The 16853-nt window shown below is 69.9% G+C and carries 17 protein-coding genes; 3 read left to right on the forward strand and 14 right to left on the reverse strand.

The genetic code is table 11. The features are described from left to right. Positions 1-2: 2 nt before the first annotated feature. The 5 genes from N5095_RS19535 to N5095_RS19555 all read right to left on the reverse strand — a co-directional run bounded on the left by N5095_RS19535 (position 3) and on the right by N5095_RS19555 (position 4667). Positions 3-1802: a MutS family DNA mismatch repair protein gene (locus N5095_RS19535; protein WP_267624853.1), complete on the reverse strand. Its 1800-nt coding sequence runs from the start codon at positions 1800-1802 to the stop codon at positions 3-5. A 56-nt stretch (positions 1803-1858) separates the two neighbouring features. Then, entirely contained in the window at positions 1859-2107 is a 249-nt protein-coding gene (locus tag N5095_RS19540) for a UPF0058 family protein (RefSeq protein WP_267624854.1), read from the reverse strand. A 91-nt stretch (positions 2108-2198) separates the two neighbouring features. Continuing rightward, positions 2199-2999, reverse strand: coding sequence for an N-acyl homoserine lactonase family protein (locus N5095_RS19545; protein ID WP_267624855.1), 801 nt, complete (start codon positions 2997-2999; stop codon positions 2199-2201). 57 nt (positions 3000-3056) lie between these two features. Then, positions 3057-3923, reverse strand: coding sequence for an alpha/beta fold hydrolase (locus N5095_RS19550; protein ID WP_267624856.1), 867 nt, complete (start codon positions 3921-3923; stop codon positions 3057-3059). A 78-nt stretch (positions 3924-4001) separates the two neighbouring features. After that, positions 4002-4667: an HAD family hydrolase gene (locus tag N5095_RS19555; protein ID WP_267624857.1), complete on the reverse strand. Its 666-nt coding sequence runs from the start codon at positions 4665-4667 to the stop codon at positions 4002-4004. A gap of 168 nt (positions 4668-4835) precedes the next feature. On the opposite strand from N5095_RS19555, the gene N5095_RS19560 reads away from it, so the two are divergent. Continuing rightward, positions 4836-5711 (forward strand): CPBP family intramembrane glutamic endopeptidase, encoded by an 876-nt coding sequence (locus N5095_RS19560; RefSeq protein ID WP_267624858.1) that lies wholly within the window; start codon positions 4836-4838, stop codon positions 5709-5711. Positions 5712-5765: 54 nt separating this feature from the next. Here the strand turns inward: N5095_RS19560 and N5095_RS19565 are convergent, their stop codons facing one another. The 3 genes from N5095_RS19565 to mce all read right to left on the reverse strand — a co-directional run bounded on the left by N5095_RS19565 (position 5766) and on the right by mce (position 9363). Then, positions 5766-6914 (reverse strand): acyl-CoA dehydrogenase family protein, encoded by a 1149-nt coding sequence (locus N5095_RS19565; RefSeq protein WP_267624859.1) that lies wholly within the window; start codon positions 6912-6914, stop codon positions 5766-5768. 79 nt (positions 6915-6993) lie between these two features. Further along, positions 6994-8853: an o-succinylbenzoate--CoA ligase gene (menE, locus tag N5095_RS19570; RefSeq protein WP_267624860.1), complete on the reverse strand. Its 1860-nt coding sequence runs from the start codon at positions 8851-8853 to the stop codon at positions 6994-6996. 120 nt (positions 8854-8973) lie between these two features. Continuing rightward, positions 8974-9363 carry a methylmalonyl-CoA epimerase gene (gene mce, locus N5095_RS19575; protein WP_267624861.1) on the reverse strand — a complete coding sequence of 130 codons (390 nt, stop codon included), beginning with the start codon at positions 9361-9363 and terminating at the stop codon, positions 8974-8976. Positions 9364-9416: 53 nt separating this feature from the next. Between mce and N5095_RS19580 the strand changes: the two genes are divergently transcribed. Beyond that, on the forward strand, positions 9417-9731 hold the full coding sequence (locus tag N5095_RS19580) for a YbjQ family protein (protein WP_267624862.1): 315 nt from the start codon (positions 9417-9419) through the stop codon (positions 9729-9731). 45 nt (positions 9732-9776) lie between these two features. Here N5095_RS19580 and N5095_RS19585 read toward each other — a convergent pair whose 3' ends face one another. From N5095_RS19585 to gdhB, 5 genes are all read right to left on the reverse strand, one after another. Next, on the reverse strand, positions 9777-11033 hold the full coding sequence (locus N5095_RS19585; protein ID WP_267624863.1) for a Glu/Leu/Phe/Val family dehydrogenase: 1257 nt from the start codon (positions 11031-11033) through the stop codon (positions 9777-9779). Positions 11034-11118: 85 nt separating this feature from the next. Then, positions 11119-12024, reverse strand: coding sequence for an HpcH/HpaI aldolase/citrate lyase family protein (locus N5095_RS19590; protein ID WP_267624864.1), 906 nt, complete (start codon positions 12022-12024; stop codon positions 11119-11121). A 61-nt stretch (positions 12025-12085) separates the two neighbouring features. Then, positions 12086-12466 carry a hypothetical protein gene (locus tag N5095_RS19595; protein ID WP_267624865.1) on the reverse strand — a complete coding sequence of 127 codons (381 nt, stop codon included), beginning with the start codon at positions 12464-12466 and terminating at the stop codon, positions 12086-12088. Positions 12467-12562: 96 nt separating this feature from the next. Further along, positions 12563-13873, reverse strand: coding sequence for a Glu/Leu/Phe/Val family dehydrogenase (locus N5095_RS19600; RefSeq protein WP_267624866.1), 1311 nt, complete (start codon positions 13871-13873; stop codon positions 12563-12565). Positions 13874-14091: 218 nt separating this feature from the next. Further along, complete coding sequence (gene gdhB / locus N5095_RS19605) at positions 14092-15384, reverse strand: glutamate dehydrogenase GdhB (RefSeq protein ID WP_267624867.1); 1293 nt, start codon at positions 15382-15384, stop codon at positions 14092-14094. 265 nt (positions 15385-15649) lie between these two features. On the opposite strand from gdhB, the gene N5095_RS19610 reads away from it, so the two are divergent. Then, a complete protein-coding gene (locus N5095_RS19610) occupies positions 15650-16117 on the forward strand; it encodes a MaoC family dehydratase (RefSeq protein WP_267624868.1) in 468 nt (155 codons plus the stop codon). Positions 16118-16173: 56 nt separating this feature from the next. Here N5095_RS19610 and N5095_RS19615 read toward each other — a convergent pair whose 3' ends face one another. Next, positions 16174-16551, reverse strand: coding sequence for a DUF5658 family protein (locus tag N5095_RS19615; RefSeq protein ID WP_267624869.1), 378 nt, complete (start codon positions 16549-16551; stop codon positions 16174-16176). Positions 16552-16853 lie beyond the last annotated feature (302 nt).

Below are 16853 nucleotides of genomic sequence, written 5' to 3' on the forward strand. Positions count from 1 at the left end.
CGCTACGACCGCCACTGGGCGTCGGCGAGCGTCCGCTGGACGGCCTCCTCACCCACCGCCGCGGCGAGCGTCTCGAACCCCTGTCGTTCGGCGCGGTCGCGGGCGTTCGCGACGAGTCGGGAGACGATGAACTCCGGCGTGGACTTCCCGACCGTCCCGAACCGGGGCTGGTAGTCGACGCGGAGTTCGAGGTCGCCCGTCAACCCCTCCGCGAAGATGCCGTCGATGCGGGCTTCCTCGGGGAGCGGGCTGAGGTCGTCGGCGAGGTGGGTGACGTACACGCCGAGGGCGTCGCGGTCGACGGTGAGACCGACCAGCCCGTTGAGCAGGTCGGCCGCCCGTCCCGGTTCGGTGATGGCCTCGAACTCGTCGACGAGCATCAGCGGTCGGCTCCCGTCGACGAGCGGCGGGACGATGGACTTCAGCGTCGACTCCAACACCCCGGCGTTGAACGACGCGTGCCGGCGGTGGAAGACGACGGCGTCGAAGGAGCCCACCTGTGCGCGGTCGGCCGGGACCGGGAGACCCATCGCGGTCAACAGCGTGACGCCACAGAGCGTCTCCAGCAGGGTGGTCTTCCCGCCGGAGTTGGCGCCGGTGAGCACGGAGACGCGGTCGTCGCTCGGAGGGAGCGGGGCGGGGTCCACGTCGCCGGGTTCGAGCGAGTGCGTCCCGACCGCGTAGGTGACGGGCTGGACCTCCTCGCCGAGAAAGAGGTTCCGGGCGCCGGCGACGGCGATGCCGTCCTCGACGAGCTCCGGGCGGGTGAGGTCGTAGGCGACGGCGAAGCGGCCGAGCGAGAGGTCGAAGGCGATGTCGTCGACGGCGGCGACGGCGGCGTCCACGTCCTCCCGAGCGGTCTCGATTCTCGCCTGTAACTCCTCGCGGACGGTCGCCTCCCGCGACTCGGCGGACTCGCGCAGGTCGGCGACGAGGTTCCGGAGCGTGGCGCTCACGAAGTCGGCCTCGTCGCGGGCGTCGTCGGCCGCAGCGGCCCGAACCTCCCCGGCCGTGAGGTCGGTCTCCCGGGCGACGTACTCGACGACGGCGCTCTCGAACTCCGAGAGCGAGCGAACCCCGGAGTCGCGGACGGAGTCGAGCACGTCGAAGGCGGCGTTCTCCAGCCCCTCGGCGTCGACGAGGCGGGCGCGCAGGCGGTCGAGCTCCTCGTCGGCACCTTCGAGGACGCGGGCGTCCGCGTCGGTGCCGCCGGTGCCAGCGCCGTCGCCACTCCCGGTCTCGACGTACCCCAGCGCCCCGGCGGCGGCGCGAAGCTCCTCCGGGGAGACGGCGTCGAGCGCGTCGAAGGTGGCGCCCGAGAGCCCGGCGTCCCGCAGGGCGAGTGCGGCCTCGACGGCGGCACGCTCGGTCCCGTCGGCCTCGTCGTAGGCCTCGAACGCGTCGAGCACCGCCTCGCGGTCCCGCTCTTCGAGGCCGGCCCACGCGTCGCGGGCGTCGAGTACCCGGTCGAGTCGGGCCTCTATCGCCTCGCGGTCGGTGAGCGGCGTCAGGACGCGGATGCGGTCGGCGGCGTGACGGGTGACCGCGTAGTCGACAGCGAGTTCGAGCAGGTCGTCGTAGACGCTTCGGGCGTCGGACGTGGCGAGGATATCCATTCCGGCGCCGCCGTTGGCGCGGCGCAGGACGCGCGTCGCTCGCCCGCGGGGGATGCCGGCGTCGACGAGCGCGCGCACGTCGGCCGACTCGATGGCCTCGATGGCGCGCTCGACCCCGAGGGCCTCCTGCAGGCGTTCGCTCGTCTTCGGGCCGACCCCCCAGTAGTCCTCCAGACGTTGAGCCATAGGCGACCCTCCGTCGGGTCGGCTTTCTGTCTTTCGTCGTCCGCTCTTCGGGAGAATCAGCCGACCGCCTGCTCGGGCTGGTCGCGACCGTCCGAGGCGAAGGCGGCGATGCGCTCCGAGATGGCCGCCGCCAGGGTCTGTACCGCGCGCTCGTGGTCCGACCGGGAGGCTTGGAGGGCAACGGGAGTGACTTCCAGTTCGAAGTACGGCTCCAGGTCGGCGACCGTCAGCACGCCTTCGTCTCGGAGGTCGTCCGCGACCGTCACCAGGAGGCCGTGGAGGTGGAGTAGCTCCGTCTTGTTCACGGGCGTTTTTGGGGCCGAACGAGTGTAAACTGCGCGTCTAGGGTCAGTCAGTCGAGAGGTCGAGTTGCACGTCGGCACGCCGTCCGTCGCCTCACCCCCACCGCTCGGCGAGCGCGTCGAACCGTTCCAGGTCGTGGCCGTACAGGACCGACGCGTCGGAGCGGCGTTCCAGCTCCTTCACCGTCTCGAGGCTCTCGAACCAGTCGCGCTCGCTCCACAGCAACCCGGGACCGAGCGGTACCTCCTCGACGTAGTTCGCGTCGACGTAGCACTCGTCGCCGGCAATCAGGAGTGGCCCCTCGTCGGTGTCGAGATGCGCGCCCAACACACCCGGCGTGTGACCCGGGAGGTGGTACAGCTCGAACCCCGGGGCGAGGGTATGGCGGTGGCGGTGGACGACCTCCCAGTTCAGGTCGCGGTCGAAGTCGCTGGCGAGGTAGGCGATGGACCCCTCCGTCGTCTTCGCGGAGTAGTACGCGAACTTCAGCTCCTCCTCGTGGACGTAGACGGGGACGTCGGTCCCGTCGAAGTGGTACAGCCCGCCGGCGTGGTCGAGATGAAGGTGGCTCATCACGACGGCGTCGACATCCGACAGAACGAACCCCGCGTCGGCGAGGTCGGCTTCGAGGTCGTGGTCACCCGCGTCGACGTGTTCGAAGGCGTCGTACAGCGGCGCGGGCCAGTAGCCGTCGCCGGCGTCCGGGTGCGAGCCGGTGTCCCAGAGGTACGTCGTCTCCGGCGTCTCGACGACGGCGCTCCAGACGACGAACTCCTCCAACTCGTGGTCGGGGTCGGGATTCGACGCGGAGGCCATCGCGTGGCCGTCGACGACGTAGTTGCGGTCGGCGCGAACGCGCCCTCGGTCGAGCAGGGTGACGGAGACGTCTGCCATGGCCGGCGTAGGAACCGCCGGAAGATAACCGTTGGTCGAATGAGGGCTCCGCTCGAATCAGCGCCCCCCCTCGACCGCCTGCCGAACGCCGTCGAGGAACGACGAGACGACGCCCGCGACCGTCTCCGGCCGCTCCACACTCGGGAGGTGTGCGACGCCGGCGACGGTGTGGAGCCGGGCGTCCGGCACGTCACGTTCGACGAGCCGAGCGATTCGACGCATGTCGCTCGTGTCCCCCTCACCGACGACGACGAGCGTCGGGACGTCGAGGTCGCCGAGTCGGTCGACCGCGGGGGCACCACCGTCGACACCGTCCACCTCCTCGCCGCCCGCGGCGTCGAGTTCGTAACTCCGCAGCAGCATCTCACGGACGCGGACCACGAGGTCGGGACCAACGCCGTCGAGCGCCCGGTCCGGACCGGCGAGCCATACGTCCATCTCGATTCGGGCGGCCGCGTCGTAGTCGCCGGCCTCGAAGGCCTCCTCGGCCTCGGCCCACCCGTCGAGAGTCGCCTCGTCTTCGAAGTCGTACCCGCCGACCGCGGGTGCGAGAAGCGAGAGGGAGTCGACACGCTCGGGGTGTGAGAGCGCGAAGTCGACCGCCACGGCGCCACCCATCGACGCGCCGACGAGGCTCGCCGATTCGGCGCCGAGCGCGTCGAGGAGGGTTCCGAGGTCCCCGACGTGGGAGAACGTCCCCCGAGCGTGCCGGCTCCGGCCGAACCCGCGCAGGTCGTAGGTGACGACGCGGAAGCGGTCGGCGAACCGGCCGGCGAACCCGTCCCACATACGACTGTCCGCGATGCCGGCGTGAAGGAACACGAGTGCGGGGTCGTCGGGGTCGCCGGCGACGCGGTAGTGGAGTTCGGTGCCGTCGACCGAGTGGACACCGACCTCGAAAGTGGGGTGGGAGGAGGGTTGCACGGACCCCCGGAGGCGACCTGCGGGGATAACTGTCGCTGTGGACGGCCACCGACGGCAGACTCGCGGCTCCCGCTTCCCTCAGCCCTCGCAGATGTCGTGAAGGTCGGCGAGTTCGTCGATGACCCAGGTGGGCCAGACGTTCAGGTCCCAGTCCTCCCGGTGGGGCCGCCGGATGAACGCCGAGTCGATGCCGGCGTTCTGAGCGGCGACGACGTCGGACTCGTTGTCGCCGACGAACAGGATGCGACCCGGTCCGGGGTCGATGTCCTCGAGCGCCCGGTCGATGTAGTACGGGTTGGGCTTGCGTCGGTCGAGGCTCCCGATGGTCGCCTCGCGACCGTAGGCCGCGCCGAAGAGGTGGCCCAGTTCGAAGTGGTCGAGGAGGAAGTCCACCGTCTCCTGCTGGTTCGAGCTGACGATGCCCATGTCCACGTCGAGCGACTCGAGCTCGTCGATGTCGTCGTACGGCGTCTTTCGGCCGGCGCGGGCCTCCTTCTGCTGGGCGAGCGAGAGACTCCGCTCGCGGGCCTCCCAGAACGCTCGGGCGTCGAGGCCGTACAGGTCGGTGATGCCGCCGACCTTCCCGGGGGTCGTCCCCACGGTCATGTCGTGTGCGTGGTCGGGGTCGAAGTCCGTTACGTCGAACTGTTCGAAGGTGTCTTCAGTCGCCTCCCGGAGCACGTCGTAACGCGTCCGGCCGACGAGGACACCGTCGTTGTCGAAGACGACGGTATCGTAGGTCATAGCCGATGTGGGGGAATGAACGTGAAAAGAGTTCCGTCGTCGCGGCGGGGTCCGAACCCCACGCTTCCGAACCTATCGAAGACTCCGACAGTCAGCCGAGCACCACGGATACCCCCACCTTTTCGGACGTTCGGACCGAAATCGTACCGTTCGACCGTACCGAATCGCATGTCACATCGTCGGCTCGTCTTTCGAGGTGGTCTCCGGACGCTCCTGGGCTTCGGGGCAGCGCTCGGTGTCTGGATTCCCGCCACGCTGTGGCTCGAGGCTGCCGCCGCCGGGTACGCCGCTTGGGTGGTCCTGTCGGTTCACGTCGCCACCTTCGCCGCGTTGGCGGGGCTGACATTGCTCGTTCTCCGCTTCGAAGGTATCCGCGTGACGGCCGTCGGACTCTCGCGCCGACACCTCCGTCCGGCGCTCGTCGCCTTCGTCGGCGTCTGGGTCGGGGTGAACGTGGTCGGGCTCTGCGTAGCCGCGGCGACGGGGGCCCGGTGGGGCGTCGACCTCCTCGGGGCGACTGTCGACCCCCGGTGGCAGCCCCTGCCGGCGCCGTGGGTGACCACCCTCCTCGTCGAGTTCCTCGTCGTCGGCGTGGTCGAGGAGTTCGCGTTCCGTGGCTACTTCCAGACGAAGACGGTGGCCCTCCTCGGCGACGACTCCCGGCTCCGAATCGCACTCGGCGTCGTGACGGCGAGTCTCCTCTTCGGCGCGCTCCACACACCGGGTGCACTCGTCGCCGGCGCCTCGCTCGGCGGGGTCCTCGGGGCCGCCTTGCTCCCGACACTTACCGGGCTGGTGTTCGGGACGTTCTACGAGTTGACCCACAACGTGTACTTCGTGGCGTTACTTCACGGGTTGGGGAACACGTGGCCCCTCGTCGTCGACTGGTCGACCTGGTCGACGCCCGCCGTGGCGGCGTTTTTCGTCGGTGTCGCCGTCGTATACGTCGCCGCGACGGCGGCGTATCGCTACCGGACAGTCGGGACCGCGCGGACGCCGCTGGTCGAGCGGAAAGAGGGTGAGACGGCCGATGCGGTGGACTGAGTCGGGAGTCCGAGGCTGTCTCGGTGCCGGACGGGACGACTGCGGGTGCCCCGTCTACCGGCTCTGGCGGTAGATGAGGTTGCGCTGAATCTCGTTGGCGCCCTCGTAGATGACGGGGATGCGCACGTCGCGGTAGACGCGGGCGATGCGACGCTCGCCGAGCACCGAACGGCCGCCGTGGAGTTGCATCCCCCGCTCGGCGCAGTGCATCGCCACCTCGGTCGACTTCGTCTTGCAGCAGGCCGCCCAGAAGCCGGCGTCCTCCCCGTTCGCGACCTTCTCCGCGGCGCGCCAGTTCAGCGAGCGCGCGGCCTCGAACTCCAGTCGCATGTCGGCGAGGTCGTGCTGGACCGCCTGGAACTCGGAGACGTTCCGCCCGAAGGCGTTGCGCCCGTGGACGAACTCCCACGCCTCCTCGATGGCGGCGGCGGCGAGGCCGAGGCCGTGGCCGCCGACGACGACGCGGCCGTGGTTGAAGAAGTCCGCGAGCATGTAGAACCCGCCGCCCTCGGTACCGACGAGGTTCTCCTCGGGGATGCGGCAGTCGTCGAGGACGATGTGGCCCTGCTTCGAGGCGCGCATCCCCATCTTCTCGGGGATGTGTTCGGCCTCGTATCCGGGGGCGTCGGTCGGGACGATGAACATCGAGTAGTTCGAGTAGCGGTCGTCCTTGTCGCCCGTCTTGGCGTACAGGGTGAGCCAGTCGGCCTCGACGGCGTTGCCGACCCAGTACTTCTCGCCGTTGAGCACCCACTCGTCGCCCTCCTTCTCCGCGCTCGTCGTCATCCCCGCGAGGTCGCTCCCCGTGTCGGGTTCGGAGACCGCGAGCCCCGAAATCTGGTCGTTCTCGGCGACGGGCCGGAGGAACTCCTCTTTCTGCTCCTCGCTCCCGTAGTGTTCGACGATTTCACAGCCGAAGCTCGCGAGCTGGAGGGTCAGCGCGATGCCGGCGTCGGCGCGGTAGAACTCCTCGGCGATGGCGAGCACCTGCTGGAGGTCGAACCCGCTCCCGCCGTACTCCTCGGAGATGTCCTGGGCGATGAGCCCGGCGTCCATCCCCGCTTCGAGCACCTCCCACGGGTACTCCCCGCTCTCGAAGTACTCCTCGGCGTTCGGTTCGATGTGTTCGGCCGCGAACTCCCGCGCCTGCTGCTTCACGTCCCGGGCGTGCTCCGGAACGACACTCTCTTCCAGAAGGTCCATACTCGTCGTCGGGAGGGAACGGGCAAATAGTTCGTGGAACGGGGGTAAACGTGGTACCCGTTGGGAGCGCCCCCGTTCGCTACGTTTCGTCCGACGGCTCGTCCGCGCGCGAGTCGCCGGTCGAAGCGCCCTCTGCCCGGTCGACGGCGTCAAGAGGGTCGTCGCCGCCGTCGTCGTCGCCGTCACCGTACTCGTCTGACCTGTCGCCGTCGTGGCCGCTACCGGCGTCGTCATCGTCGCCGTCGCCGGGCCTGCGGTCGTCGATGCCACCCCCATCGGTGCCACCCCCGCCGGTGCCACCGTCGTCGATATCACTGGAAACGTCGTCGCCGTCGCCCGTCGCGTCCTCTCTCCCGTTCGGCTCGACGTCGTCGGCGTCGCGGGATTCGGCTTCGGCGACCTCGATTACGTCCACACCCGACTCGGTCTCCTCGGTCGCTTCGGCCTCCTCCCCCTCCCCGAGCGACAGCAACGCCTCCCGGACCGCCTCGCGGGAGACGGTGCCGGATGCGGTCCGGGGGAGTTCGTCGGCGAACCCGACCGTCCGGGGGAGCTTGTAACCGGCGATGCGTTCCCGACAGTGAGCCGTCACGTCCTCGGCCGTGAGCTCCGGGTCCGAAGGGACGACGAGCGCCGCGACGCGTTCGCCCCACGTCTCGTCCGGGAGTCCAACGACCGCGGCGTCGGCGACCCCTGGGTGAGCCCGGAGCGCCCCGACCACCTCGCCGGGGTCGACGTTCTCGCCACCGGTGACGATTCGGTCGTCGAGACGGTTGCTGACGTACACTCGACCGGCCTCGTCGACGTGTCCCACGTCGCCGGTGCGGAGCCCGTGGGGGCCGAAGGCGGCTTCGGTGGCCGCCTGGTCGCCGTAGTACCCCGGTGTGACGGTCGGCCCGGAGACGACGAGTTCGCCGGACTCGCCGGCGGGGAGGGGGTCGCCTGCGTCGTCGACGACGGTCAGTTCCGTCCACAACAGGGGCCGGCCGACGGTGCCGGGGTGCTCAAACGCCTCCTCGGGGAGCGCGGTGGCGATCTGCGAGGCGGTCTCGGTCATCCCGTAGGTCGGGTGGACGGGGACGGAGTAGTCCCGACAGCGGCGGACGAGTTCCTCGGTGGCGGGGGCGCCGCCGAGGAGGACGAACCGGAGCGACGCCGCGAGCGTCCCCCGGGAGTCGAGCATCCGGGTGAGCATCGTCGGGACGAGCGAGACCCCCGTCACGTCGTAGGTGCCGATGTCGTCGGCGGCGGCGCCGGGCTCGAACTCGCCGCGGAGGACGACCACGGAGCCGTACAGCGTCGAGCGGTACAGCGGCGCGAGTCCGCCCATGTGGTACAGCGACAGCGCGACGAGCCAGCGGTCCCCCGGCGTCACGCCGAGACGGAACGCGCTCGCGACGGCGGAGCTGAACACGTTCCCCATCGTCAGCGTCACCGCCTTCGGCGTCCCGGTCGTCCCGGAGGTGAACAGGAGCGCGAGGGTGTCGTCGTGCTCCCAGTCGGCCGGGGAGACGGCCTTCGGCGACCAGTCTTCGAGACGTGCGACCGCCGTCCGCTCGGGGTCGTCGACGGAGGCGACGGGGACCGCACCGGCCGCCTCGTCGGCTCGGTCCTCGGTCTCGCCGTCGCAGACGAGCACCGTGAGGCCCGACACTCGGACCTGTTCGCCCAGTTCCTGGACCGTCAGCCGGCGATTGAGCGGGACGAGGACGGCACCGAGTCGCATGACGGCGTGGACGAGTTCCACCGCCACCGGTCGCGTCCCGACGAGCGTCCCGACGTGGTCGCCGGCGCGGACGCCCAACCCGACCAGCCGGCCCGCGAGTTCGTCGACCGCTTCGTCAAGGGCCGCGTAGCTCCACTCCTCGCCGGTCTCGGCGGCGACGAGCCCCACCTTCCCCGGCGAGGTCCGGGCGCGGTGTGTGAGCCAGTCCTTCATCGGTCGCTCATCGCGCGGAGGGTTTTACTGTCTTTGCATCGCTCGCGTGGTCGGGGCCCAAGAACGCGGGACGGAGTCGGGTCGGGAAGGGTGCGGGCCGACGAGCCTGCCGAAGAGGGGTCAGTGCTGGACGAACTCCACCAGCACCCCGCCGGTCGACTTGGGGTGGAGGAAGGCGACCTCGTGGCCCCACGCGCCGGGTCGTGGCTCCTCGTCGACGAGTTCCACACCCACGTCGCGGGCGGTCTCCAGTGCGGCCTCGATGTCGTCGGTCTCGAGGGCGACGTGGTGGATGCCGGAGCCGTGGCGGTCGAGATAGCGAGCGATGGCGCCCTCGGCCTCCGGGTCCGGCTCCAGAAGCTCGAAGTAGCCGTCGCCGAACTCGAGGAAGACGACGTGCATCCCGTCGAAGCGCTCCTCGTGAGCGACGGTCACGCCGAACAGGTCGCCGAACAGCGCCGCCAGCGCCTTCGCGTCGGTCGTCGCCACGCCGACGTGGTCGAAGTTCATATCGGCGGGTCGCCCGGAGAAGACATAAATCCCGGCCGGAAGAGCGATACGATATGGAGGTAACCTCCACCGAGACGGTCCCCGGTCGCGACGTTGCGGAGTCACTCGGCATCGTCCGCGGCAACACCGTACGCTCCAGAAACGTCGGCTCCGACTTCGCACAGGGCCTGAAGAACATCGTCGGCGGCGAGTTGAAGGGGTACACCAAGCTCCTCGGCGACTCGCGCGACGAGGCCGTCGAGCGGATGCTCGCCGAAGCGGAGGAGACGGGCGCCGACGCGGTCGTGAACCTGCGCTTCGAGACCGGTAGCGTCGCCCAGAACAGCGTCGAGATGCTGGCGTACGGAACCGCGGTGCGCCTGGAGTAGCGAAGCGGCGCGACCCGCGACGACACTCCTTCTGTTACCGCCCGCTCAGGGCCAGTTGCCGCCCTGTTCGTACGCCCGCAGGACGCGCTCGATGGCGACGACGTAGGCGGCGGTGCGGAAGTTCGGCAGGTCGTGCGCCTCGTATGCGTCCGTGAGGTCGTCGAAGGCGGTCGTGATGACCCGTTCGAGTTCGTCGTTGACGCGCTCCTCCGTCCAGTAGAACCGCTGTCGGTTCTGGACCCACTCGAAGTACGAGACGGTGACCCCGCCCGCGTTGGCCAGGATGTCCGGGAAGACGGAGACGTCGCGGCCGGTGAGCACGTCGTCGGCGTCGGGCGTGAGCGGCCCGTTCGCGGCCTCGACGATTACGTCGGCCCGCACCTCCTCGGCGAGGTCGCCGTCGATGGCGTTCTCCAGCGCGGCGGGGACGAGGAGGTCCACGTCGAGTGTGAGCAGGTCCTCGTTCGTCAGCTCCTCGTCGGCCCCCTCGAAGCCGGAGAGACTACCCGTCTCGCGCTTGTGCGCCTTCGCGGCCCGGGCGTCGAAGCCGCCCTCGGCGTAGACGGCGCCCGAGGAGTCGGAGGCGGCGACGACCGTGGCGCCGAGGTCCTCGATGAGGGACGCGGCGATGGAACCGGCGTTGCCGTACCCCTGGACGGCGACCGTCGCGTCCTCGACGTCCTTCCCGAGGTAGTCGAACGCCTCGCGGGCGGTGAGCATCGTCGAGCGACCCGTGGCCTCGACGCGGCCCTCGCTCCCCCCGGAGTCGAGGGCCTTCCCCGTGATGACCCCCGGCGCCGTGGTGCGTTCGAGCGTCTCGTAGGTGTCCTTTATCCAGTTCATCTCCCGCTGGCCGGTGTTCACGTCCGGCGCGGGGATGTCGCGGTCCTCACCGATGATGGGTCGGAGCTCCGTCGCGAAGGCGCGGGTGAGCCGTTCGAGTTCGGCCTCGCTGTACTCGTCGGGGTCGACGACGATGCCACCTTTCCCGCCGCCGTAGGGGATGTCGACGACGGCGCACTTGTACACCATCCACCCCGACAGCGCCTTCACTTCGTCGCGGCTGACGCCCGGGTGGTAGCGGATGCCCCCTTTGTACGGGCCGCGGTCGCCGTTGAACTGCGAGCGGTAGGCGCGGAACACCTCGACCGAGCCGTCGTCGAGCTCGACCGAGAGGTTCGTCTCGAGCACCCGCTCGGGGTTCTTGAGGCGCTCGATCACGTCGGCCGACGCGTCGAGGTACGCCGCCGCGTCGTCGATCTGCTCCTGCAGGCTCTCGAACGGGTTGGCCTCGCCTGACATACGAATCCGTGCCACGGGGTGGGGGTTAAGCCTGCCGACTCGATATCACACCCCAAACCTAGAACAATATTAATATCGGTCCGAATCAGTCCTTCGTCGTGTCGTCCGTACGGTCCTCGCCGCTCTCGCCGTCCCCCTCGTCTCCCCCCACGTCAGCCGCGGCCGCCCGCGCCACGATTCGCTCGGCCTGCGCGACGAGCGGCGCGTCTATCATCTCGCCGTCGACCTGGAACACCCCGCGGCCCTCGACTTCGGCCTCGTCGCGGGCCTCGAGTACGCGTTCGGCCCACTCGACGCGCTCCGGCTCCGGCGTGAACGCGTCGTTGATGACTTCGACCTGCGAGGGGTGGATGGCCAGTTTGCCGTCGTAGCCGAGTCCGAGTGCGAACGCCGTCTCCTCGCGCAGTCCTTCGGGGTCGCCGAAGTCGGTGTAGACGGTGTCGATGGCGTCGACGTCGGCCGCGGCGGCGGCGACGACGACGTGCTCGCGGGCGTACAGCACCTCCGTCCCCTCCTCGGTGCGCGTCGCCCCGAGGTCCGCCGCGAGGTCTTCGGCGCCGAAGACGAGCGCGTCGGTCGCCGACGCCCGGGCGATTTCGGCGGCGTTCAGCACGCCGGCGGCGTCCTCGACGAGCGCGAGCACGGGCAGTTCCCACCCCGCTCGACCGAGGCGTTCCTCGGCGCGGACCACGTCGTCGAGTCCGCCGACCTTCGGGAGCATCAGGGCGTCCAGTTCCCCGTCGAGTTCGTCGACGAGGAGGGCGTCGAGGTCCGCCTCGGGGGCGGCGTCGACGCGGACGCACACCTCGACGTCGGGGTCGAAGTCGTCGTCTGCGAGCACCTCGCGGACCGCCTTCCGAGCCTCGTCCTTCCGGGAGGGGGCGACGGCGTCTTCGAGGTCGAACACGAGCGTGTCGGCGCCGGTCCGGGGGGCCTTGCGCATCAGTTCCGGGCGGTCGCCGGGCGAGAAGAGGACGCTCCGTCGTGGCATGGCCGTGGTATCGACCGGGGACGGTTTCAAGCTACGCGTTGGAGTGCCTCGCCGTACGGGCTCACGCCGCGAGCCGCGCGTACAGCCGCTCGGCCCCGCCGTGGAAGCCGAACCAGTACGCGACCCCGTAGGCGGGGAGGACGAACAGCGCCGGGAGGACGACGCCGAAGACGGAGCCCCTCGGGAGGGACGCACCGCCCTGCACGAGGTAGTACACCGGCGAGAGCGCGAGCCACGAGGCGAGGAAGAACGCGACGACCTGCCGGTACGACTCCGCCCGGATGACCAGCCAGAGCGAGAGAACCAGCGAGAGGACGACCGCGACCGGGAGGATGGCGGGGAGGGCGAGGGACGCCGGCGGCGCCAACAGCGCCAGTCCGGGGAGGATGACCGACGCGAGCAGCAGCGTTCCCAGCGCGAAGCGGAGCCGTTCGTACCCCATCGTCGGCGACTACGCGGGAGGAGGGTGGTAAACCCGTCGTCCTGGGTCGGGCACCGTCGGTGTCGTCAGCCGGACGGGCTTCCGGCGGTCGAGAAGTCAGGGAGCCGCCTTTCGGCGACGGTGCGCCGCGGCGACCCGCTCGACCGCGAGGAGGTAGGCGGCCTGCCGCCAGGTCACGTCGCGTCGGGCGGCCGTGGACGCGACGGTTTCGAGCGCCCGCTCTATGCGGTCGTCGAGTTCGGCGTGGACGCGCTCGCGTGACCACCGCGTCGCCCGCCGGGTCTGGACCCACTCGAAGTACGACGCGGTCACCCCGCCCGCGTTGGCGACGATGTCGGGGACGACGGTGACGCCACGCTCCTCGAAGACGGCGTCGGCGGCCGTCGTGGTCGGTCCGTTGGCCCCCTCGACGACGACGTCCGCCCGCACGCCGGGCGCGTTGTCCGCGGTCAGGACCCCGCCCACGGCCGCCGGAACGAGCACGTCGACGCCGAGTCCGAGCAGGTGTTCGTTGGTGAGCGTCCCCACCCCGGCGTCGTGGTCGAGTCGACCCGGCACGTCGCTCGCCGCTCGGCCGAGGTCGAGCCCGCTGGGGTCGTAGACGGCCCCGTCGACGTCGCTGACGGCGACGACCGACGCGCCCCACTCGTCGAGGAGGCGGGCGGCGTTCGCCCCGACGCTCCCGAACCCCTGGACGGCTACCGTCGCCGCGTCGAGCGGTGCGCCCGTCGACTCCCACGCGTACCGGGCCGCGAGCGCGACGCTCCGGCCGGGCGCCGCCTCCCGCCCGCGACAGCCGCCGGCCGAGAGCGGCTTCCCGGTCGCGACCGCGGGGTCACCGGCGGCGTCGGCGAACGCCCGCATCGTCGACGCGTCGGTGCCGACGTCGGGGGCGACGACGTCGCGCTGGGGTCCCACTGCCCCGGAGAGCGCCGCCGCGAGCCCGTAGGTGAGCCGCTCGTGTTCCGCTCGGTTCAGAGTCGAGGGGTCGACGACGACGCCGCCTTTCGCCCCGCCGAAGGGAACGTCCACGACGGCGCACTTCCAGGTCATCCACATCGCGAGCGCGAGACACTCGGACTCCCCGACGCCCGGGTGGTAGCGGACGCCACCCTTGTACGGGCCGCGCGAGTCGTCGTGCTGGACACGGTAGCCGACGACCGTCTCGCGCGTCCCGTCGTCACGGTGCACGGGGAACGACACCCGGTGGACGTGATCGGGCCGACGGAGACGGTCCGCGAGGGCAGGCTCCACGTCCGCGCGGTCGAGCGCGGCGTCGAGCTGCCGTCGAGCGGTCTCGACGGGCGTCTCGCCCGCGGGGACCGAGCCGTCTTCGGTCTCCGCCTCGGCGGGCGAACTGTCGATGGGCGAACTGTCGGTCCGGTCGGAGGGGTGTCTCGTACTCATGGGATCGTCGAAACCGGCACCGACGCCGGCTTCCTCGTGACGAACGTCCACCGATAGCCACTTAGTTTTGCTATCTATAAACCAAATTCGCACTATCTCGGACGGTGTGGCTACCGGGTGCCGGCAGAATTCGAAGAGAGCGGCCTCGTGACTGTAGAACCGACGATTCGACCAGTCGGGTAGGGGTGAGCAATCCAGAACTGGACGATAGGGCTACCCTACGGCCAGACGCCGCGAATCTCGTGAGCCTCGGAGACGCGTTCGAGGGCGACGACGTAGGCGGCGTCACGCCAAGTCACGTCGCGGTCGTCGACCTCGCGGCGGACGGCGTCCCACGCCTTCAGCATCTCCGACTCCAGTTCCTCGTGGACGCGGTCGAGCGACCACTGGCGGCGGTTGATGTCCTGGAGCCACTCGAAGTACGAGACGGTGACCCCGCCCGCGTTGGCCAGGATGTCGGGGAGGACGTGGACCCCGCGCTCCTCGAAGATGGCGTCGGCGGCGGTCGTCGTCGGTCCGTTGGCGCCCTCGACGATCATGCGCGCCTGCACGTCGTTCGCGTTGTCGACGGTGAGCACGTTACCGATGGCGGCGGGGATGAGCACGTCCACGTCGAGTTCGAGCAGTTCCGCGTTCTCGAGTTTCTGCGGGGCGTCGTAGCCCGAGACCATCCCGGGGCGCTCGTCGTGGTCCTGCACGTCGTCGGTGTCGAGGCCGTCGGGGTCGTAGATGGCGCCGTTCACGTCGCTGACAGCGACGACGGTCGCGCCCCACTGGTCGAGCAGGCGCGCGGCGGGCGCGCCGACCGACCCGAACCCTTGGACGGCGACCGTCGTCTCCGAGAGGTCCCAGTCGTAGTACTCGATGGCCTGCCGGGCGATGATGGCGACCGAGCGGCCGGGGGCCTCCTCCCGGCCGTAGGAGCCGCCGATGACCGGCGGTTTCCCCGTGACGACGCCGGGGTGGGTCTCGCCCTCCTGCATCGAGTAGGCGTCCATGAACCACGCCATCGTCTGGGGGTCGGTGCCCATGTCGGGCGCCGGGATGTCCTTCATCGGCCCGACGAACTCCCGGAGTTCCTCGGCGAACCGTCGAGTCAGCCGCTCCTTCTCGGTCTCGGAGAGCTCCTTGGGGTTGACGACGACACCGCCCTTCCCGCCGCCGAAGGGGATGTCCATCACGGCGCACTTCCAGGTCATCCACATCGAGAGGCCGACGCACTCCTCGGCGCTGACCTCCGGGTGGTAGCGCAGGCCGCCCTTGAACGGCCCGCGCACGCTGTCGTGCTGGGCGCGGTAGCCGGTGAAGACTTCGAGCGACCCGTCGTCGCGCTTGAGCGGGATGGACACCTGGTGGACCTTGTCCGGATGCTTCAGGCGGTCGATGACCCCCGCGTCCACGTCGAGGTGGGCGGCGGCGCGTTCGAGCTGGCGCCGTGCGGTCTCGACCGCGCTCTCTTGTTCTTCGGCCTCGTCCGTCGCCTCCGTCTCTGAGGATGCAGCAGCCGTCATGAGTGTGTCTCCGTGTCGTGGCTGCCCCTCACTGTCACGGGAGGGGCGCCGAGAATCGCCCGTGGAGCGTGCCGAGTTCGGCGTGTCGCGGGCATTCACCGACCGTTCTCGGTGAACAATCATAAACCTTCATAAAAGCATTGTGCCGGTGCCACCTTTTGCCACGGCGCTGATTGCGAGCGCCGGGAGGATGCGTTCTCGTGACACCCCACGTCGAACCCGCCGAACCGTCACGGTTTTGCACCGGCCGGTCGACCGCGGCGACATGACCGGCCGCTACTACGAGGAGTTCACCGTCGGCGAGACTATCGACCACGAGCGCCGCCGGACGGTCTCCGAGAGCGACAACCAGCGTTTCTGTGACATGACGATGAACCAGCAGCCGCTCCACTTGGACGCCGACTTCGCCGCCGACACCCAGTTCGGCGAGCGCCTCGTCAACGGCATCTACACGCTCGCGCTCGCGGTCGGCGTCTCCATCCCAGAGACGACCGACGGCACCATCGTCGCGAACCTCTCGTACGACGCCGTCGAGCACCCCAACCCCGTCTTCCACGGCGACACGATTCGCGCGCGGTCGACCGTCACCGACAAACGCGAGACCAGCGACGGCGAGCGCGGCGTCGTGACGATGCACGTCGAGGCGTTCAAAGTCGACGACGACGGGGACGACACCCTCGTCTGTGAGTTCGACCGGACGGTGCTGTCGCTCAAAGGTGGGGAAACGGAGTAAGTCGACGACGAATCGCCGACCGGCCGAGTCGGTGGACGGGTCGACCGGGCGGCCGGTCAGAGCGTCGACAGCATCACGACGTTCACCGCCACGGCCGTCCACCAGGGGATAGAGAGCCCGATAGGGACGACCGTGCGCGTCCCGGCCGGGAGCACCCGCCACGCGACGAGGCCGACGGCGACGACCGCCGCCTTGGAGGTCGCGAGCGCGACCGGCGCGCCGTACGCCTCGACCAACGACCTGACGAGGGGGTTCGCCTCGGTCAGTCCGCGCTGGAGGCCGTAACCGGTGAGCACCGAGTCGAGCGTCAGGGCGAGCACCACCGACCCCCACAGGAGCCACGCCCGCCGGTCCGCGGCGACCAGCGCCGCGTCGATTCGACTCGTCGTTCGCTCGACGGCCCGCGAGAGCGGTAGTGGGGTAGAGGTGGACATCGAGAGCACCGGGTCTGTGGGTCGTACGCGGGCAGGGTACGTGAGAAATTGCCGCGTACTGGGGCGTACGGAGGTCTTACCGCCGAACCGGGGGAAAGGGACTCGCCGCCATCCGGAGGGCGCGAAACGGTCGACACGGGGCGGAAACCGACCATTACCAAAAAGAAAGTATGTCTGGTTACTCTGACGTTCGCTAAATTTTATATGTTGAGCGCGACCAGCGTGTACTGGGAGGCGAAGACGGGTCGGCTCACGCCGGCCACCGACGACAGCGTAGGAACGTGACGGCCTCCCGAAGCGAA

The sequence above is a fragment of the Halobium salinum genome (assembly GCF_026586625.1).
Lineage (GTDB): Archaea > Halobacteriota > Halobacteria > Halobacteriales > Haloferacaceae > Halobium > Halobium salinum.